Annotated in this window: 20 protein-coding genes; 4 read left to right on the top strand and 16 right to left on the bottom strand. The window is 61.9% G+C overall.

Going from position 1 to position 19,281, the window contains the following annotated elements:
• The first annotated feature begins 58 nt into the window (after positions 1–58).
• Complete coding sequence (locus tag ACRTG1_RS15340; protein WP_113155132.1) at positions 59–484, top strand: HIT family protein; 426 nt, start codon at positions 59–61, stop codon at positions 482–484.
• On the opposite strand, the gene ACRTG1_RS15345 is transcribed toward ACRTG1_RS15340, so the two are convergent.
• The 5 genes from ACRTG1_RS15345 to clpS form a co-directional block, all read right to left on the bottom strand.
• Positions 481–1,419 carry a phosphatase PAP2 family protein gene (locus ACRTG1_RS15345; protein ID WP_432516514.1) on the bottom strand — a complete coding sequence of 313 codons (939 nt, stop codon included), beginning with the start codon at positions 1,417–1,419 and terminating at the stop codon, positions 481–483. The two genes, ACRTG1_RS15340 and ACRTG1_RS15345, sit on opposite strands and share 4 nt — an antisense overlap.
• Positions 1,420–1,466: 47 nt before the next feature.
• A complete protein-coding gene (locus ACRTG1_RS15350; protein WP_206547611.1) occupies positions 1,467–1,817 on the bottom strand; it encodes an AzlD domain-containing protein in 351 nt (116 codons plus the stop codon).
• Positions 1,814–2,563: an AzlC family ABC transporter permease gene (locus ACRTG1_RS15355; protein ID WP_206993431.1), complete on the bottom strand. Its 750-nt coding sequence runs from the start codon at positions 2,561–2,563 to the stop codon at positions 1,814–1,816. Before ACRTG1_RS15355 ends, ACRTG1_RS15350 begins: the two co-directional genes overlap by 4 nt.
• 130 nt (positions 2,564–2,693) lie before the next feature.
• Positions 2,694–5,153, bottom strand: coding sequence for an ATP-dependent Clp protease ATP-binding subunit ClpA (gene clpA / locus ACRTG1_RS15360; protein WP_432516515.1), 2,460 nt, complete (start codon positions 5,151–5,153; stop codon positions 2,694–2,696).
• Positions 5,154–5,161: 8 nt separating this feature from the next.
• Positions 5,162–5,512: an ATP-dependent Clp protease adapter ClpS gene (gene clpS, locus ACRTG1_RS15365; protein WP_113156290.1), complete on the bottom strand. Its 351-nt coding sequence runs from the start codon at positions 5,510–5,512 to the stop codon at positions 5,162–5,164.
• Between the two features lie 368 nt (positions 5,513–5,880).
• On the opposite strand from clpS, the gene ACRTG1_RS15370 reads away from it, so the two are divergent.
• The gene (locus ACRTG1_RS15370) at positions 5,881–7,203 is read left to right on the top strand and encodes a D-alanyl-D-alanine carboxypeptidase (RefSeq protein ID WP_297561060.1); all 1,323 of its coding nucleotides are present in this window, start codon (positions 5,881–5,883) and stop codon (positions 7,201–7,203) included.
• 47 nt (positions 7,204–7,250) lie between these two features.
• Here ACRTG1_RS15370 and ACRTG1_RS15375 read toward each other — a convergent pair whose 3' ends face one another.
• The 8 genes from ACRTG1_RS15375 to ACRTG1_RS15410 form a co-directional block, all read right to left on the bottom strand.
• On the bottom strand, positions 7,251–7,946 hold the full coding sequence (locus ACRTG1_RS15375) for a DnaJ domain-containing protein (protein ID WP_432516516.1): 696 nt from the start codon (positions 7,944–7,946) through the stop codon (positions 7,251–7,253).
• Positions 7,943–8,686, bottom strand: a complete 744-nt coding sequence (locus ACRTG1_RS15380) for a VWA domain-containing protein (RefSeq protein WP_113155126.1) — start codon at positions 8,684–8,686, stop codon at positions 7,943–7,945. The genes ACRTG1_RS15375 and ACRTG1_RS15380 overlap by 4 nt, the downstream gene beginning before the upstream one ends.
• 66 nt (positions 8,687–8,752) lie before the next feature.
• Positions 8,753–9,187 carry a DUF1489 family protein gene (locus ACRTG1_RS15385; RefSeq protein WP_432516517.1) on the bottom strand — a complete coding sequence of 145 codons (435 nt, stop codon included), beginning with the start codon at positions 9,185–9,187 and terminating at the stop codon, positions 8,753–8,755.
• 71 nt (positions 9,188–9,258) lie between these two features.
• A complete protein-coding gene (locus ACRTG1_RS15390; RefSeq protein WP_206993434.1) occupies positions 9,259–10,659 on the bottom strand; it encodes an L-serine ammonia-lyase in 1,401 nt (466 codons plus the stop codon).
• 589 nt (positions 10,660–11,248) lie between these two features.
• On the bottom strand, positions 11,249–12,058 hold the full coding sequence (locus ACRTG1_RS15395) for a YdcF family protein (protein ID WP_432516518.1): 810 nt from the start codon (positions 12,056–12,058) through the stop codon (positions 11,249–11,251).
• 41 nt (positions 12,059–12,099) lie between these two features.
• Entirely contained in the window at positions 12,100–13,581 is a 1,482-nt protein-coding gene (gene gatA, locus ACRTG1_RS15400) for an Asp-tRNA(Asn)/Glu-tRNA(Gln) amidotransferase subunit GatA (protein ID WP_432516519.1), read from the bottom strand.
• A 73-nt stretch (positions 13,582–13,654) separates the two neighbouring features.
• A complete protein-coding gene (gene gatC / locus ACRTG1_RS15405) occupies positions 13,655–13,942 on the bottom strand; it encodes an Asp-tRNA(Asn)/Glu-tRNA(Gln) amidotransferase subunit GatC (protein WP_432516520.1) in 288 nt (95 codons plus the stop codon).
• Positions 13,943–14,108: 166 nt separating this feature from the next.
• Positions 14,109–14,816 carry a metal-dependent hydrolase gene (locus ACRTG1_RS15410; protein ID WP_432516521.1) on the bottom strand — a complete coding sequence of 236 codons (708 nt, stop codon included), beginning with the start codon at positions 14,814–14,816 and terminating at the stop codon, positions 14,109–14,111.
• Positions 14,817–15,038: 222 nt separating this feature from the next.
• Here ACRTG1_RS15410 and ruvX point away from each other — a divergent pair, with 222 nt between their 5' ends.
• Positions 15,039–15,524, top strand: a complete 486-nt coding sequence (gene ruvX, locus ACRTG1_RS15415) for a Holliday junction resolvase RuvX (RefSeq protein WP_113155119.1) — start codon at positions 15,039–15,041, stop codon at positions 15,522–15,524.
• On the opposite strand, the gene ACRTG1_RS15420 is transcribed toward ruvX, so the two are convergent.
• Entirely contained in the window at positions 15,470–15,802 is a 333-nt protein-coding gene (locus ACRTG1_RS15420; RefSeq protein WP_113155118.1) for a DUF6105 family protein, read from the bottom strand. The two genes, ruvX and ACRTG1_RS15420, sit on opposite strands and share 55 nt — an antisense overlap.
• Positions 15,802–16,386, bottom strand: a complete 585-nt coding sequence (locus ACRTG1_RS15425; protein ID WP_432516522.1) for a hypothetical protein — start codon at positions 16,384–16,386, stop codon at positions 15,802–15,804. Before ACRTG1_RS15425 ends, ACRTG1_RS15420 begins: the two co-directional genes overlap by 1 nt.
• A 165-nt stretch (positions 16,387–16,551) precedes the next feature.
• On the opposite strand from ACRTG1_RS15425, the gene ACRTG1_RS15430 reads away from it, so the two are divergent.
• Positions 16,552–17,490 carry an AEC family transporter gene (locus ACRTG1_RS15430; RefSeq protein WP_206545364.1) on the top strand — a complete coding sequence of 313 codons (939 nt, stop codon included), beginning with the start codon at positions 16,552–16,554 and terminating at the stop codon, positions 17,488–17,490.
• On the opposite strand, the gene ACRTG1_RS15435 is transcribed toward ACRTG1_RS15430, so the two are convergent.
• Positions 17,472–19,085: an acyl-CoA dehydrogenase family protein gene (locus ACRTG1_RS15435; RefSeq protein ID WP_204360903.1), complete on the bottom strand. Its 1,614-nt coding sequence runs from the start codon at positions 19,083–19,085 to the stop codon at positions 17,472–17,474. The two genes, ACRTG1_RS15430 and ACRTG1_RS15435, sit on opposite strands and share 19 nt — an antisense overlap.
• Positions 19,086–19,281 lie beyond the last annotated feature (196 nt).

Raw genomic sequence — 19,281 nt, forward strand, 5'->3', positions numbered from 1 at the left:
ACGGGCGCGACATTAGCGCAGAAAAATGCGGCCGCAATTGCCCAGACGAGAGGTTTCCATGAGCAGCGCCGCCTATGACAACGACAATGTTTTCGCCAAGATTTTGCGCGGCGAACTGCCTTCGCACAAGCTCTACGAAGACGACGAAACCTTTGCCTTCATGGACATCATGCCGCGCGGCGACGGCCACTGCCTGGTGATCCCGAAGAAGCCGTCACGCAACATTCTCGATGTCGAGCACGATTCGCTCGCCGCCGTCATGCGCACGGTGCAGAAACTGGCCCGCGCCGCGAAGGCCGCCTTTGGGGCGGATGGCGTGACGGTCCAGCAGTTCAACGAGGAAGCCGGCGGTCAGGTGGTGTTTCACCTTCACGTCCACATCATCCCGCGTTTTGATGGCGTCGCCCTGCGTCCCCACACGGGCGAGATGGCGGATCAGGCTGTTCTCGCAGAGCAGGCGGAAAAGATTCGCGCAGCGCTTTAAAGCCCCTGTTCGGCCGGGGCCGCTGGCTCCGGCCTTTGCCTTGTGTCCGAAACCCGTGCGAGAACACTCCGGGCAAGCCAGACACTGATCAGGAAAGCAGCAAGACCGCCGAACAGGTCAATCAGATGATGCCCGCCATGGCTCAGGATTGCGGGCAGCATGAGCGTGTTGATCACGACGAAGACCGGAAACAGCCCCCTGATGGACCGGGTAAACCAGACGGCCATCAGCGCCATGACAGTGTGGAACGAGGGAAAGGCGATCAGCCCCAGTGCGTCCTGCGGCGACAGACGCTGAGCGCCCTGTGTCATCACGCGGTTGAGCTCCACACCATAGTCAGGCCCCACCACCATTCCGAGACGTTCAGCAGTCTCGACCGGGATCGCAAAATAGGCCGACGGCCCGGAACTTGGGAAAACCAGCCAGAAGGCCATGGTGAGCATGGCGGCAAGCACGCCGGTCAGGAGGAATGCGTGAAGCTGCGCCCGTCGCCCCGTCATGCCGAGCGTCAGGATGACGATCACGAATTGCGGCAGTGAGCTGACATAGGTCCAGCGAAGCAGTGTTCCAAGCGCCGGATGCTCGCTCGCCCACCCCACAAGCCCCGGCCATGAATAGCCCACGAGACCATCGAGCCTGATCAACAGCGGATCGATGCGTTCGGCGCCGACCGGTATGAGCAGATAATTGAGCGCCGCACCGACAATGGTGAAAAGGATGAAGAGCCCGGCGGCGATAGCGGCCAGTGCAATCTTCTGGTCACGCCCGCTCCAGCGGTATGCGAGGCCAACCGCAAGTATGACTGCACCACAGGAAACGACAGCGCCATAACCACGCCAGTCGACCGAAATGGCGCTTCCGGCCACAAGCGTCAGATCAGCAATCAGGAAAGCGCCAATGACAAGCGCAACCAAACGTTCAGCTGGAAAAAGCATCGCCCACCCCTTGATGCCGCTCTACCTCAGATTGTTCTAAAAAAGAACTAATCGATCAGGTAGAGACCTGTGAGCAGGATGATCTCTGCAACCACGATGCCGACGAGGATCTGCTTGCGGGAGAAAAGATAGGCGGCGAAGCCGGCTATGGATGCGCCGACCCGCAGGGTGAGCGGTGCATCGGCCAGAGCGCCGCTGGGAAAGACAATCAGATTGGCGATGACAGCGGCGACCAGCGCCGTCGCCACACAGCGCACGAACACCAGAATGTCCGAACCTTCCGAAAGCTTGCCGCCAAGATAGACACCCAGATAGCGCCAGGAATCGGTGGCGAGCCAGCCTGCAAGCAGGATGAAGAGATAAGGCCACCACCAGGCATCAAAGGCGTCGAAACTCATCCGACAGTCTCCCGTCTGACGCGCGCGCGGTGCCAGAGATAGGCCACCGAGCCACCGATAACCCCGGCTGCCAAAAGGTCAAAACCGGGCAGGAGAATGTGAAAGACCGGGCCTACGGCGAGGCCGAGCACCATGGCGACATGCCCTGCCCGCTCCCGCGCAGAACCCCAGAGCGATGTCAGGAAGTAGAGCGGTGTCAGGAAGAAGAGCGCGGCCGTCAGTTGCGGCGGCAGACGTTCGGCCAGAAGAAAGACGGTCGCCACCACGCCCATATTCACCAGAACAAGCGTCGAGCCGATGCCGGTGTAATAGGCCGTGCGCATTGCGCGCGGAACGTTCTTGAAGCTCTCCATCGCCAGCACCCATGAGGTCACGGCAACGAAATGCGAAAGGCAATAGAGCACCCAGGGCCGGGTCTTCTCCGTGCGCATTTCAGGCGTGATCGCCACCACCATGGGCGCAAGCCGAACCGATGACAGCGCCACGGCGAAAGCCGCCGCAAACAGGCTGTTGCCCGCCAGTACGGCGCCAATCAGCACCACCTGCGCCGGCAGGGCCCAGACAGCCCCTGTCATGAAAACGGTTTGGGGAAGCGAAAGCCCGGCCTCGCGCGCCAGACCGGCGAAACCGATAAAGGCGCTGACCAGCACCAGACCCGGAATGGAGAAACAGCGGCGCACGCCCCGCAGATACCAGGTGACGTGCTTTTCCTGACTGTCCGATTCGACTTCCGTGTTCTCGCTCATCGGTCAAATGATTTAGCACAGCGCATGCAGGCCTGCGATACAACGAAGGCGTGAGTGCTTGGGGCACCCACGCCTTCGAAATTGGACCAGTTCCGAGACCGGACTTGCCTGTCAGTACCGGGCCTGCCTGTCAGTCCTTGCGCGGCAATTGCGGCACAAGGCTGCGCTTTGGCGGATCCTTGGGCTTCTGCGCCTTGGGCTTGGCCGCTGCCGCCTTGGGCTTGCGGGTCCGTTTGGCCGCCGGCTTCGCCTTCTTCTCGGGCACCTCGTCGCGCGGCTTGATCGGTGCATCATCGGGAAGCGCGTCGAGTTTGAGGTGGCTCTTGCCCGCCTCGTCCTTCTCGACGCTGACACGCACCGTGCCGCCCTTCTTGAGCTTGCCGAACAGCACTTCATCAGCCAGCGGCTTCTTGATGTGCTCCTGGATCACGCGGCCAAGCGGCCGTGCGCCCATCCGCTCGTCATAGCCCTTGTCCGCCAGCCAGGCGATGGCGTCATCCGACAGGTCGAAGGTGACGCGACGCTCGGCGAGCTGCGCCTCGAGCTGCATGACGAATTTCTGTACCACCTGGTGAATGACCGGAACCGGCAGCGAGCCGAACGGGATGACCGCGTCGAGACGGTTGCGGAACTCCGGCGTGAACAGCCGGTTGATCGCTTCCATGTCGTCGCTGTCGCGCTTCGTCGATCCAAAACCAATGGCCGGCTTGGCGAGATCGGCCGCGCCCGCATTGGTCGTCATGATGAGGATGACATTGCGGAAGTCGATGCTCTTGCCGTTGTGGTCCGTCAGCTTGCCGTGATCCATGACCTGTAACAGGATGTTGAACAGATCCGGATGCGCCTTCTCGATCTCGTCGAGTAACAGCACACAATGCGGATGCTGATCGACACCGTCCGTCAGAAGGCCACCCTGGTCGAAGCCCACATAGCCGGGCGGCGCGCCGATCAGGCGCGACACGGTGTGGCGCTCCATATACTCCGACATGTCGAAACGCAGGAGTTCGACACCCAGCGACGCGGCGAGCTGCTTGGCGACTTCCGTCTTGCCGACGCCCGTGGGGCCGGAGAACAGGTAGGAGCCAATCGGCTTTTCAGGCTCGCGCAGACCGGCCCGCGCCAGCTTGATCGCCGACGACAGCGCCGTGATCGCGGCATCCTGACCGTAAACAACGCGCTTCAGCTCGTCCTCGAGCGTCGCCAGCACCTTCTCGTCATCGGCCGAAACGGTCTTCGGCGGAATGCGGGCCATGGTGGCGATGGTCGCTTCGATTTCCTTGACGTTGATCGTCTTGCGACGCTTCGTTTCCGGCAGAAGTTTCTGCGATGCGCCGGTCTCGTCCAGAACGTCGATGGCCTTGTCCGGCAGCTTGCGGTCGTTGATGTAGCGCGCCGACAGTTCCACCGCGGCCTTCACCGCCTCGTTCGTGTAGCGAACCTTGTGGAAGTCCTCGAAGTAAGGCTTCAGCCCCTTCATGATCTCGACAGCGTCCTCAACGGAGGGTTCGGCGACGTCGATCTTCTGGAAGCGGCGCACCAGCGCACGGTCCTTCTCGAAGAACTGTCGAAACTCCTTGTAGGTGGTCGAGCCGATGCAGCGGATCGAGCCGGACGATAAGGCCGGCTTCAGGAGGTTCGATGCATCCATCGCGCCGCCCGACGTTGCGCCCGCGCCGATAACCGTATGGATCTCGTCGATGAACAGAACCGCGCCCGGGAAATCCTCAAGCTCCTTGACGACCTGCTTGAGGCGTTCCTCGAAATCGCCACGATAGCGCGTGCCGGCCAGTAGCGTGCCCATGTCGAGCGCGAAGATGGTTGCGTCCGACAGAACATCCGGCACATCGCCCTCGACGATGCGCTTGGCCAGACCCTCGGCAATCGCCGTCTTGCCGACGCCGGGATCGCCCACATAGAGCGGATTGTTCTTCGAACGGCGGCACAGGACCTGAATGGTGCGGTTGACCTCGGCCGTGCGACCGATCAGCGGATCGATGCGGCCGGCCCGCGCCTTGTCATTCAGATTGACGCAGTAAGCCGTCAGCGCGTCCTGCGCCTGTTTCTTTTTGGCGCCCTCTTCCGCCTCGGCGCCCGGTGCGCCGGCATCATCGTCCTCGGCCCCGCGCGGCGTGCGCGCTTCCGAGCCACCCGGCCGCTTGGCAATGCCATGGCTGATATAGTTGACGGCGTCATAGCGGGTCATCTGCTGTTCCTGCAGGAAGTAGGCGGCGTGGCTCTCGCGCTCGGCGAAAATGGCCACGAGCACATTTGCGCCTGACACCTCTTCACGACCGGAAGACTGCACATGGATAACCGCCCGCTGGATGACCCGCTGGAATCCGGCGGTGGGCTTGGAATCCTCGTCATAGCCCGTGACGAGATTGTCGAGCTCGCTGTCGATATATTTGACCACGGTCCCCTTGAGCGCATCGAGATCGACATTGCATGCGCGCATGACGGCGGCGGCATCGGCATCATCGATCAGCGCCAGGAGAAGATGCTCCAGCGTCGCATATTCGTGGTGGCGCTCATTGGCAAATGTGAGCGCCTGATGCAGAGCCCGCTCCAAGCCTTGGGAAAAAGCCGGCATTCAGTACCTCATTTCTTTTCCATCACGCATTGAAGTGGATGCTGGTGCTGTCTGGCGAAGTCCATCACCTGCGTTACCTTGGTCTCGGCCACTTCGAACGTGAACACGCCACATTCACCAACACCGTGATTGTGTACGTGCAGCATAATTCGCGTCGCAGCCTCGCGGTCCTTCCTGAAGAACCGCTCGAGCACATGAATGACGAACTCCATCGGCGTGTAATCGTCATTCAACAACAGAACACGATACAGACTCGGCTTCTTTGTCTTGGTCTTCGTGCGCGTGATGACAGCCGTTCCGCGATCGGATTCGTCGCCATCGCCCTCACCATCCTGCAATCGCCAATCGTAACGCTGCATGGCTTCGCTGCCGGTGCTCAAAAATTCCATTCCCTTTGCCGAGCCCTTACGTAGGACATGTAGGTACCCTTCCGACAATTTTAAGACCTTCTCAGTTCCTGACAATACGGCGCAGGGGCTTTTACGTTCAAAACTACGCCATCAAACGGATAGACGATTCTCTACCCCCAATTCCCCTGCGGAATGGCTCAATTTCGCTTCAATGTTAAGAAATTCCGTCAACGTTTGGGTCACCATAAACGGATTGGTAACGCCGCTCGCACTAAAGTTTCGGGAAATGGGCCTGTGGGTTGGGATGCCCCGCGGCCTGAAACCAGGTGCAAATAGGTGTTGTTGTGCGTCAGGCGTTGTTGGGTAGAGCGAATCTTGTGCGGCTCCCGGGCAAGATTCTCACCGCACTTTTTCTTTCATGTCTCATGGTATTCGGTGTGATTGGGCAGGCTTCGGCCAACTCCAAATATGCGGGCATCGTGATGGACGCCAAAACCGGCAAGGTCCTCTATGAGTCCAATGCCGACTCGCTGCGTTACCCGGCCTCGCTCACCAAGATGATGACCGCCTACATGCTTTTCGAAGCCATGGAGAGCGGTCGCATCAACAAGAACACCCGCATTCCCGTTTCACGCAACGCGGCAGCAGAGCCGCCCACCAACATCGCGCTCAAGCCCGGCGACAGCCTGACCGTCGACCAGGCGATCCGCGCGCTGGTCACCCGCTCGGCAAACGATGTGGCAACGGCAGTGGCCGAGTTCCTCGGTGGCTCGGAAGCGAAATTCGCGGCCATGACGACCGCCAAGGCCCGCCAGCTCGGCATGTCCCGCACCACGTTCAAGAACGCGCATGGCCTGCCCAACAGCAAGCAGAAGACCACTGCGCGCGACATGGCGAAACTCAGCATCGCACTGCGTGAGCACTACCCGCAGTATTACAGCTATTTCCAGACCAGCTCCTTCACCTACAAGAAGCGCCGTTACGGCAACCACAACCGGCTTCTCGGTCGCGTCAAGGGCGTGGACGGCATCAAGACCGGCTACACGCGTGCTTCCGGCTTCAATCTCGCCAGCTCCGTGCAGGCAAATGGCCGCAGCATCGTTGCCGTCGTCATGGGGGGACGCACCTCCCGCAGCCGTGACGCGCACATGGCCGACCTCATCAAGCGCTACCTGAACAAGGGTTCGACCGGTCGCGACCGCATGCTGATCGCCAAGGCGCCCGGTGGCGCCCGCACAGCACTTGCCGCGATGATCCCCGGCAGCGATGTTCCGCTTCCGACCGATCGCCCCGAGGCGCAGCCGCAGACCCTGACCGCCTATGCGCCCGAGCCGCCCGTCAAGGCAGCAGCCGTGGTGAACGCAGCCGTTCCGCGTCCGCGTGTTGCCGTCGCAGCCGTCGACCCGATGCCGACGGCCTCCACCAATGCCGCGGCAACCGAGACCGCCGCCATGGGTGGCTGGGTCATTCAGGTTGCGTCGCTTCCCACCGAGGATGAGGCCCTCATGGTTCTCGCCCAGACGGAGCAGAAGGCCGGCAGTGTTCTCGCCCGCGCCGTTCCGATCACCGAGACCTTCGAAAAGGGCGGCGTCGTCTATCACCGCGCCCGCTTCGTCGGCTTCAACAGCAAATCCGACGCCTGGGGCGCCTGTGCGTCTCTGAAGAAAAAGAGCATCTCCTGCTACGCGGTGCAGCAGTGAGAACCAGTTTGAAGAACAGCAAGGAAAGTGTCTTGCACACCGGGAGTTCAGTTGTGAGTGGAGAGCAGAACGTCGCGCGCCTCGTTGATACGGGCGGCAAGAGAAGAGGTTCCTCCCATGTCGGGATGCAGGCGCTGCATCAGGCGGCGGTGAGCCTGTCGGATCTGCGCAACGGACGCACCGCGTTCAAGACCAAGGATCTCATAGGCCTCCTCCTTGGTCATGGGGCCCGTGCCCGCCGCACGTCCCTGCCCCGCGTCTCCGTGCGTGTCCGCGCTGTCGCGCCAGGCGGGGAATTCTCCGTCAAGGTAGGTTTCTAGGAGCCTCAGGCTCTCTTCGTCGCTGGCAAGTTCAGCGTACAGATCAAGCAGTTCACCCTGCGTCATCTCGCCGAGCCGGCGTCCTTCATGCCGGCCGGCAAGCACCACACCGGATAATCCTCCGCTGTCGTGATCAAGCTCCATTTCGAGCGCTGCCGAACGAACGGTGGACCTTTGCCCAGGCGTTTTGCTCTGCCCCATCTTGAGACGTCCAGAGCCATACCAGGCGGCAGCGCCTGAGAGCAGCATTCCTCCCAGGCCCGCCCTTCCGATGAAAAGCATCACCACACCGACCAGCGCCATGAGCGCCGGCCCGGCGATCCGCAGCGTGTTTGCGATGCTGCGCGGGCTGGACTTCACAAACGCCATGCCCGCCAGAAGCACGAGCAGGACAAGTGCGAAGAAGAAAAACGGATAGGTCATCGCTCTCGTCCGCCGCGCAGATGCTCCAGCATCCTGCGGTCTTCGGGCCGGTTGCGGTCGCTCAGCGCTTTCAGCCCGCCCGTCGCATAGACGGCGACGGCTGAAAGGAGCTTGCCAAGTTCTGCGGCCGCGCGCGCATCGAACCGGAACCATGCGCCTTTGGAAAGCCGCGCGATCTCGCGGAAGGCGCGTTCGGCTGTCGGGTCATGCCCTTCCTGGAAGACGAACACCGGCACGCCGCCCAGCCCCAGCCTGCCCGCCTTCTCGGCAAGGTCATCCACGCTCTCTTCCATCGCATCCCCGATATAGACGAGCGCGTTGACCTTCTCGCGTCCGGTCTCCTTCAGCGCATGCGACAGAACCTTGCCGATCTGCGTGTGGCCGCCACGGCAGTCGATCTTCGTCATCAGCGTCTTGAGCGCATCCGTGTCGCGCACGAAGCGCGAGGCGCGGCTTTCGCCGAACCCGCGAAAATAGACGAGCTGGACGTTGAGCGAGCCCGCCTTGCCCACCGCATCGAACATCTCCGCCTGCAGCTTGCAGGCCAGGTCCCAGGTGGGCTGCCGGCTCATGGTCGCATCAAGCGCCAGAATGAGCCGGCCACTGCCGGCTTCTCCGCCACGCACGGGTGCGACGGCGCGCGCATGGCGCACGAAGGCATCAATCGCTCCCGATGACGATCGGGTTTTGGCGATGTCCGATTCGACGCGGCGCGGCGCAGGCGTTTTTTTGTCGTTCATGATGAAAAAGATGGGCTCGTTGAGAGCGGTTGCAAGACTATCCCGCAGCCTGCGCCAGAACAGCGCTTACAGCAAGCCGAGTTCGGTGAGTTCGCGGCGCAGTTCCGGCGGCATCTCCGCATCGTCTCCGGCAGCGCCAAGATCGGCCGGCGCATCCTTGGGATCGAGATAGCGCCAGCCCTGAAACGCGCGGCGCGGCTGAAACTGCGTGCGCACAAGCTTCGGCTCCAGCACCAGATGGCAGCGCGACACACCTTCCGCATCGCGAAACGGGCGGATATCGATGAGCTTCTGGCGGCACTGAACCGTGCCCTTGATCACCCAGTAGAGCGAACCGCCATCGGTCAGCTCTTCAACGCGCTTGGGCACCATGCGGGTCGTGTGAAACTGTTCCGCCGGTTCGCCCAGCGCCCGCTGTTCCTGCGTACGCAGCTTGATCCAGTCCTGCAATTGCTCGACGCTTTCGCAGCCAACGCACAGTTTTATGAGATTAAGTGCCATGCTCTAAATGTCGGGCGCAGCTCCACCAAGGTCAAGCACGATAGCCGGCTCTCCACAGCGCGAAATGTCGCTCAGCACTCCACCACATTGACCGCCAGACCGCCAAGACTGGTCTCCTTGTAGCGTTCATTCATGTCGACGCCGGTCTGGCGCATGGTTTCGACTGCGGCATCAAGCGAGACGAAGTGCTTTCCGTCACCCTTCACCGCAAGCGATGCTGCGGTCACGGCCTTTACCGAGCCCAGCGCATTGCGCTCGATGCACGGCACCTGAACGAGCCCGGCCACGGGATCGCAGGTCATCCCCAGATGATGCTCCAGCGCGATCTCGGCTGCATTCTCCACCTGTTCCGGCGTACCGCCCAGAACCGCTGCCAGTCCGGCCGCCGCCATGGCCGAAGCAGACCCCACCTCGCCCTGGCAGCCCACCTCTGCGCCGGAGATCGAGGCATTGTGCTTGACGATGCCGCCAATCGCCGCCGCCGTCAGCAGGAAGTCGCGGATGCCGTTCTTGTCCGCATCCACGTGGAATTTCTGCCAGTAGCGCATGACTGCCGGTACGACGCCCGCCGCACCATTGGTCGGCGCGGTGACCACACGGCCACCGCTGGCGTTCTCCTCGTTCACCGCCATGGCGAAAACCGCCAGCCAGTCGTTTGCGGCAAGCGGGTTGGGCCGGTTCTGGCGCCAGTCCTCGTCAAGCCGGTCGTGAAGCTGGCGCGCACGGCGGCGCACATTGAGCCCGCCGGGCATGATGCCGTCCTGGGAAAGCCCGCGCTCGATGCACGAATCCATCGCCTGCCAGATCTCGTCGAGCCCCGCGTCGAGCGCGGCGCGATCCATCTTCACTTCCTCATTGGCGCGCTTCATCTCGGCAATGGAAAGCCCGCTCTCAGCCGCCATCGCCAGCATCTCGCGCCCGTTGGCAAACGGATATGGCACAGTGCTGCCCTCGGGCCCGGCCTTCTCGGCCTTGAGGGTCTGAAGCTCCTCTTCGGAAACGACGAAGCCGCCACCGACCGAATAATAGATGCGCCGCAGAAGAAGGCGGTCGTCTGCATCATAGGCGTTGAAGGCCATGCCATTGGCGTGACCGGGAAGCGGCTGCTTCTTGTCGAGCACAAGATCGCTTTGCGGATCGAAACGATAGGCCGGATGGCCCTGTGGCCGCACCATCTTTTCCTCGGCGATGGTGGCCAGTTGCCCGTCCATGCGATCCGGATCGACCGTCAGCGGGTTGAAGCCCGCAAGACCGAGGATCACGGCGCGGTCGGTGCCGTGCCCGATGCCCGTGAATGCAAGCGAACCATGCAGGCTGACCGACAGACGGTCCACTTCGCTGCCTGCCGGGCGCGGCCAGTCATCGCCTGCAATCTCCGCCAGAAAGCGCTCTGCCGCCGTCATCGGCCCCATTGTGTGCGAACTCGACGGTCCGATGCCGATCTTGAACAGGTCGAAAACGGAAAGAAACATGGGCGAAGGCTCCGGGATTTCACCGCTGGAAGCATTCCAGCGATCAGTTGCCGTGGCGGGCTATCGCGCGGCACGGGCTGGCGTGAACGCGACAGGAAAGATGTAGGCGATTTCCCTGAACAAGCAAAGGGCGCAGCGATTGCGCTGCGCCCTTCAACTTCTGTGAACCGATGTTGTGCGGTTTTGCTGGTTGTTCAGCCTGCCGTTGCTACGACCGCTGCCGTCTCGGCGCCAATCAAGAGCCATGCCAGAAAGATGATTCCCGCAAGCCCGATCACTGCCTTGGCGGTTACGCCCCAGCAGGATCTCTCAACGCTATCGTCCATGCATATCCCGTTTGTTATCCGATCTCCGACCGGGATGATCCCGACCGCCGATCCGTGACGGCGGGAGATACTCCTAAGCACATGCTTCCGCAAGTCCAAAAACGGCAAAATGACGGCATTTGAACTGTTAAAAACCCGCAGAAAACGGGGCTTTCCGTGTCTAATCAGGCACTTGCGCGCATAAAGGAATTTTCAATACATGCGACCAAAAAAGGACAACATTGCTGCACTGCACCATCAGACAGGGAAAGCCGGTCCGAAACTCAGTCTGTGCGTGTATCGGAAGCCGGCAAAAACACGTCCGTTCTGCCTGCGAACCAGTAGGCGGCGAGCCCCAGCCATTCCCTTATGCCCACTGTGAGATTGCGCAGGGAATCGAGCGCATTGTCCTCGGCAAGGCCGGGCTTCTCATTGCCGGCGGTCTTGTAGTCGACCGGCCACGGCGTCACCGGGAACCCCGCCTTGCGGAACACGCCCACCGCGCGCGGCATGTGAAACGCGGACGTGACGAGCAGCCATGTCTCGCCTTCGGCCGGTTGCACCATCTCGCTGGAGAAGCGCGCATTCTCATAGGTATCGCGTGAGCGGTTCTCCAGAATCATGCGTTCCGGATCGACGCCAAGCGCCGTCAGCAGACGCGGCGCCGTATCCGCGTCGCCCTCACCGGCCAGGAAAACGGCTCCCTGTCCGCCAGAAATCAGGATTTTCGCCTGCGGGAAACGGCGCGCCAGAATGGCGGTCTCAACGAAACGGTCGCCGCTGGCATTCAGTTCGTGGCCGCCGCGCGCACTGTTGATGGAGCCTTCCAGCCCGCCGCCCAGAACGACGATGCCGTGAACCGTCTCAGGCACGGGGTCGGGCTTCTGGAAGCGGTCTTCGAGCGGTCCGAGAAGAAGCGCGCCGAGCGTCGTCCAGGCCGACAGAAAGAGAACGATAAAAGAAAGGCCGCCTGCCGTCATGGACAGGCGGCGCCAGCCAAAAAAGGCGGTGACCACCGAAACCGCAATCAGGATCGCGGCAAGGCCGAGCGGCTGCAGGAACAGCCAGCCAATTGCGGAGACGAAATGGAACATGACGCGGCCTTTCTCTCAGGAAGCGAGCCGCGCCATGGGCATCACCACCACTTGTTCGGTGCGAAACGCCCTGCGGCCTGTTCGATCACATGTGCTGTGCGGAACAGCGTTTCTTCTTCAAACGGCTTTCCGATCAGCTGCAGGCCGAGCGGCAGGCCCTTCGCGTCAAGACCGGCGGGCACGGCGATGCCGGGCAGGCCCGCCATGTTCACCGTGACGGTGAAGATGTCGTTCAGATACATCTTGACCGGATCGGACGCCATTTCCTGATCGGCGATGCCGAAAGCGGCCGACGGCGTTGCCGGCGTCAGGATCGCGTCGACGCCCTGATCGAAGACCTGCTCGAAGTCGCGCTTGATGAGCGTGCGAACCTTCTGCGCCTTGAGGTAATAGGCGTCGTAATAGCCGGCCGACAGCACATAGGTGCCGATCATGATGCGGCGCTTGACCTCGCGACCGAAACCGGCGGCGCGGGTCTGCTCATACATGTCGGCAATGTCCTTGCCGGGCACGCGCAGGCCATAACGCACGCCGTCATAACGCGCGAGGTTGGAAGAGGCTTCGGCAGGCGCAACGATGTAATAGGCCGGCAGCGCGTATTTCGTGTGCGGCAGCGAGATGTCGACGATCTCCGCGCCCGCATCGCGCATCCAGTCGATGCCCTGCTTCCACAGCGCCTCGATTTCCTCCGGCATGCCGTCGAGACGGTACTCGCGCGGAATGCCGATCTTCATGCCCTTGATCGACTGGCCGATGGCGGCCTCGTAATCCGGCACCGGAAGATCGACGGAGGTGGTGTCCTTGTCGTCAACCGAAGCCATGGATTTCAGAAGGATCGCGGCATCGCGCACATCGCGCGCAATCGGGCCTGCCTGATCGAGTGAGGAAGCGAAAGCCACCGTGCCCCAGCGCGAGCAGCGGCCATAGGTCGGCTTGATGCCGACCGTGCCGGTGAAGGCTGCGGGCTGGCGGATGGAGCCGCCGGTGTCCGTTGCAGTTGCGCCGGCGCACAGAAGGGCGGAAACGGCTGCCGCCGAACCGCCGGAAGAGCCGCCCGGCACCAGATCGGCATTGGAGCCTTCGGCGCGCCACGGGTTGATGACCGGACCGTAAAAGGAGGTCTCGTTGGACGAGCCCATGGCGAACTCATCCATGTTGAGCTTGCCGAGCATCACCGCGCCATCGGCCCACAGATTGGCCGTCACGGTGGATTCGTATTTCGGCTTGAACCCGTCGAGGATGTGGCTGGAGGCCTGGGTGTGAACGTCTTCGGTCGCGAACAGGTCCTTGATGCCGAGCGGAATGCCTTCCAGCGCGCCCGCCTCGCCCTTCGCGATCCGCTCATCGCTTGCCTTTGCCATGGCGCGCGCCTTGTCGTGGGTGACGGCGACATAGGCGTTGAGCTTTTCATTGGCCGTGCCGATGGCCGAAAGATAGGCCTCGGTCAGCTCCGTGGCGGTGAACGCCTTGGCGGCCAGCTTTTCGCGCGCCTCGGCAATGGTGAGTTTGGTGAGCTCTGTCATGGAGAATCCGTGAAAATCCGTGAGAATCCGGGGGCCGGTCAGGGCAAATGGGTTTGGAAGCTTATGCTGGCTTCTATTCGACCACTTTCGGGACAACGAAGAAATTGTCCTCCGAAACCGGTGCATTGGCGACAATGTCGTCGGCCTTGTTGCCGTCGGTCACGCCGTCCTGACGCTTCTTCATCGCCATCGGGATGACAGACGTCATGGGCTCGATGCCCTCGACATTCACTTCGTTCAGTTGCTCGACGAAACCGAGAATGGCGTTCAGTTCGCCTGTCATGCGCTCGGCGTCCGCATCGTCAACGGCAATGCGGGAAAGGCGCGCAACACGCTTCACGGTATCGATGTCCACGGACATGGTTCTCTCCAGGCGCTTATTGGCTGCGCCACGGCTATAATCGGCGCGCGGGCGGCGTGCAACCGCCAACGCGCTCCGGCGCACCGGAATTGCTATAGGAAAGGCCCGAAAATCGGAAACGATTTCCAGAATACGCGGTGCATCAATGCGCGATGCATCGCGGTCCCTAAAGCGAAATCGTCTCGCCCACCTTCAGCACCGGCACATTAACGCCGGAGCCTTCCATGCCGTCGATGAATTTCTGCGCCGTCTGATCGATGATCGGGAATGTCCCGAAATGGCAGGGCAGCACGGTATCGAACTTGAAGTAGCGGCGGCAGGCGAGTGCCGCAACGGCACCGCCCATCGTGAACCGGTCACCGACCGGCACAAGACCGATTTCGGGCTGATGAAGTTCGTGGATCAGCGCCATGTCGCCGAAAATGTCGGTATCGCCCATATGATAGAGCGTCTTGTCCTCGGGGAAGTGAAGGACGAGACCGGCAGGATTGCCCAGATAGGTGTTTGCCCCGCCCTCGCCTGCAGACGACGAGGAATGCAGCGCGTTCACGAATGTGGTGGTGAAGCCGCCGCAATCGACGGTACCGCCGTGATTGCCGGGGTTGATACGGTTCTGGTCGACGCCCTTGCCGACAAGGAACATGCAGATTTCGAAATTGGCGACCAGCATCGCGCCGGTCTTCTTCAGGATTTCGACCGCATCGCCGATATGATCGTCATGGCCGTGGGTGAGCAGCACATGCGTCACGCCCTCCGCCGGGCCTTCCCATCCATCGTTCCAGGAAGGGTTTCCGCTGAGGAACGGATCGATCAGGATGCGCGCATCGCCTGCATCCACGCGAAACGCGGAATGGCCGTACCAGGTCAGGTCCATGGGAAATACTCCTTGCTGAATGTGGCGCGTTCAACGACGCCTGTCGCGCAGTGGCTTCTTTTCGTGTAACCGCTGCAGCGTCATTAGACCACTTTGTCGTCCCGCGGAATCGGCAAAGTCGCCAAGTCATTGTTTTCAGGCAGTTCCGGACGGGAAACCGGTTTCCACTTTCCCTGGAATTGCTCTAGAACCATCCCACAGTCGTAATTGGAGTGTACAGTTTTGTCAGTGGTCGACCTGCAGGAACTCCCCGCTTTTCTCACTGCGGGCCAGACGCTGGCCGGGCTCGACCTCGGCACCAAGACCATCGGCCTTTCGGTCTCCGACCGCGGACTGTCGCTGGCGACGCCGCGTCAGGTGGTGATGCGCAAGAAATTCACGCAGGACGCCGAAGCGCTGCTTGCCGCGTTCAAGCGCGACAATGTCGGCGGCATCGTCATCGGCCTTCCGGTCAACATGGATGGTACGGAAGGCCCGCGCGCGCAGTCGACGCGCGCCTTCATCCGCAATCTTGAGCGGCTGACGGACCTTCCCGTCGCCTTCTGGGACGAACGCATGTCGACGGTTGCCGCAGAGCGGGCGCTTCTGGAGATGGATGTATCACGCAAGAAACGGGCGGAGCGGATCGATTCGGCCGCCGCCGCCTTCATCCTTCAGGGCGCGCTGGACAGACTGCGTGCTTCCGGGGCCGCTTCACCGGCCCGGTAGGCGGCGCGCTTGTCCTGATACCACGCCTTGATTGCGCGCCGGCGACGAAACGCGACGATGCCGGCAAGGATGAACGAGTCGACCACGCAGGCCCGCGCGACCATGCCGGGAATCACCTGCGGATCGATGCCGAGAATATTGCCATAAATCCTGAACAGCAGATCATTCATGTCCCGGCTCAGGAATGTGAAGCCGAAGTTCAGATCGTTGTACGACAGACCGTACCATCCCCAGAACAGGCCCATGGGTAATGCCCATAAGATAAGCAGCAGACGCATCAGTGGCTCCTGTCGTCATTGGCGGGTGGGGAAAAGTGGAAGCCCCGGCGGGCGACAAGCCGGGAAGCAAGGCGCGCGGTCATGGTTTCGTGCGCGGCATCGACAAGGCGCATCGCCGAGAATCGGGTCACCGGAGCCGGCTGAAGCTGTTGCTCCGCGCCATTGTCCGCAAGCTCTTGGCGACGCAGCACCAGATGGGTTGCCAGGATGGCGAAGAATTTCACCGTCCCCCCTCCCGTCGGCGTCAGAGCCGTCGCATCCGCGACGAAGCCGGCCTGAACCGCATCCACGATCAGCATGAGAAGCGCGCCGGCGCAGGCAAGCTGCGCCACGGTCGCGGTCTCCCGCGTCTCCCCCTTTTCCAGCACGGACACCACGAAGGTCCACAGGAACAGCACCGCAACGAGTGCGTTTCCAAGCACCACGCCCAGCTGGCCAAGGAGATGTGAAAGCTGCAACGCCCCCTCGGCAGCCGACGCACCGACGGGCATCAAAACGCCGTCAGCAAGCGCTGCCGCCCAGGCAGAGGCTGCGAAAGTGATGGTCCAGAAGACCGTCAGAAGGGTTGCGAATGTGCGATTCATGGCTCTCATTCTCGAATGCGAACCACAGTGAACTGCGGGAAAATCCGCCGCAACGCTTACCAATTGTTAAGGTTAATTTTCACAGCATCGCAATCGCGCCCTCGCTTTACAGGCGCAGCCCCGGCCACTAGCTAATGAGGCTTCCTCTCGCCTGCCGGATTCTCCATGTTCGCGATCTTTGAAAGTATTCTGCCAATCTTCCTGCTGATCATCGCCGGCAACGCGCTGCGCCGCACGCCGCTGATCAATGATGAAACATGGCCCGGCCTCGAACAGCTCTGCTACTGGTTCCTCTACCCGTCGCTTCTCTTCATAACCATCGCGAACGCAGACTTTTCCGAGCTTCGGCTGGACGCGATGCTCGGCGCGCTGATGGTCTCCGTTCTCTCTTTCATTGCGCTCGTTCTGGCGCTCTGGCCTGCGCTGCGCGCAACCGGCCTCGTGCGCCACGCACAATATTCCTCGGTTTTTCAGACGGCGGTGCGCTGGAACGGTTTCATGGCGCTCGCGGTGGCCCAAAAACTCTTTCCGCCGGAGGGGGCGGCCGTTGTGGCGCTGGTGATGGCGACGATCATCATCCCGATCAACATCGCCTCTGTCTTTGTGGTGACGCGCTTTGCCGACAGCACCGCTTCGCTCTCCAAAGTGATGCTGGATGTCGCGCGCAACCCGATGATCCTGGCGGCAGCGACGGCAGTCCTGCTGCGCTTCATGCCCTTTGATCTCTACCCGCCGCTCAACCAGACGCTCGATCTGGTCGGACGGGCAGCGCTTGGCATGGGGCTGCTGACCATCGGGGCCAGCCTGCAGACGGACGATTTCCGCGCCGCAGGCGCGTCGCTCTGGATTTCATCCTTCCTGAAGCTTTTGTTCTTCCCGGTCTTGATGATTGCCGTGGCGCTCGGCTTCGGGGTGTCCGGGCCGGCACTCAGCTATCTGGCCCTGTGCGCCGCAGTCCCCACCGCCATGAACGGGTTTCTGCTGGCGCGTCAGCTTGGCGGCGACGCGCCGCTTTACGCCAGCATCACGACGGTACAGACCGCCCTCGCCTTCTTCACGATCCCGCTCGTTCTGACGCTCGTTTCTCAGTTCGTTTCCGGATAGAGCACATCGAGAATGGACGCCGCGTCATGGCGCGCGTCCAGCATGCCGTAGGTGCTGCGCCACTGGCCTGCGAGGCGCGTCTCGATGAAGGCGTCGGCGACCCGGCCGCCGCCCATGCGCCGCAGTTCGGCAGCCGCTGCCGCGAGCGCCAGCTGCTCGGTCAGGATGCGCGCAGAGCCTTCATCCGTCTGGCACACGCGGGCCGCAGCCGCCAGCACCTCAAGCGTTGCGCCGCCCTTTTCGCCGAGATCATTGCCGATCATGCCCAGCACATCGTCGAAGAGCCCGGCATTGCGATCCAGCACGCGCAGCACATCAAGGCCCATCACATTGCCAGAACCTTCCCAGATCGCGTTGACCGGGGCTTCGCGGTAATGGCGCGCAAGCGGCGCTTCCTCCACATAGCCATTGCCGCCAAGACACTCCATCGCCTCATAAGTGACGGCAGGCGCAAGCTTGCAGACCCAGTATTTCACGACCGGCGTCATCACGCGGGCAAAGGCCGCCTCGCCGCGATGATCCGCAGCCTCGTCGAAAGCGCGCGCAAGGCGCATGGAAAGCGCCGTCGCCGCTGCGACATCCAGCGCCATGTCGGCCAGAACGCGCAGCATGAGCGGCTGCTCGATCAGCGTTTTTCCGAAGGCGGAACGATGACGCGCATGATGAACCGCCTCTGCGAGGCTCGCCCGCATGATACCGGCCGATCCGAGCGCGCAATCGAGCCGCGTCAGCGTGACCATGTCCATGATGGTGCGCACACCGGCCCCCGGCTCGCCCACGAGTTCGCCCATCGTGCCGTCGAACTCCACTTCGGCGGACGCATTGGAGCGATTGCCAAGCTTGTCCTTCAGGCGCTGAAGACGCAGCCCGTTGCCGGCGTTGTCTTCCAGAAGACGCGGAACGAGGAAGCATGACAGCCCCCGGTCCGTCTGTGCGAGCATGAGAAACGCATCCGACATGGGGGCGGACAGGAACCATTTGTGGCCCGACAGACGGTAAATCTTGCCTTCCAGCGGCTCGGCGCGCGACGTGTTCGCCCGCACATCCGTTCCGCCCTGCTTTTCCGTCATTCCCATGCCGATGGTGATGCCGGCCTTTTGCGCAAGCGGCTTGCTGGTGTGATCGTATTTGCGCACCGCCACGCGCGGCGCCCAGCGCCGGAAGAGCGATGTATCGGCCATCAGCGCGGCCAGTGACGCATTGGTCATGGTCAGCGGGCACAGATGCCCGCTCTCGAGCTGCGCCGTCATGAAAAAGCGGGCCGCGCGAATCTGGTGCCGCATGCCGGATTCGGATGCCGTTTTCTCCCAGATGGAAGAATGCAGGCCGTTCGCCGCAGAACGCCGCATGAGCGCGTGATAGGCCGGGTGATACTCCACCAGATCAAGCCTGTTTCCGTAACGGTCATGGGTGCGAAGCTGGGGAATTTCGGAATTTGCAAGCCGCGCCAGATCAAGCGCTTCCTGATTGCGCACGAAACGGCCAAGCGTGTCGAGATCCTTGCGCACGGGTTCGGAAAAATTCTCCGCCGCCTGCATCAGCAGCGGGTCGCTGCGCCAGGCGTTCGTGCCGGCGATCGGAGGCGACTGGTTCATTACTTCGTGCGTCACGGTTTCACTCTATCAGAACTGCGGCGGCGCGTCGGGAATCAACGCACTTTTAACGATGCATGATGGCAACCACACCTTGCCAATCCATGAAAACGGGGCCAACCCATGAAAACGGGGCCAATCCATGAAAACAGAAACCTGTTACTTTTGCCGGATTAATCAAGTGCGCGCGTGATGCACG

This window comes from Nitratireductor sp. PBL-C9 (genome assembly GCF_050877045.1).
In the GTDB taxonomy this organism is placed as follows: Bacteria; Pseudomonadota; Alphaproteobacteria; order Rhizobiales; family Rhizobiaceae; genus Nitratireductor; species Nitratireductor aquimarinus.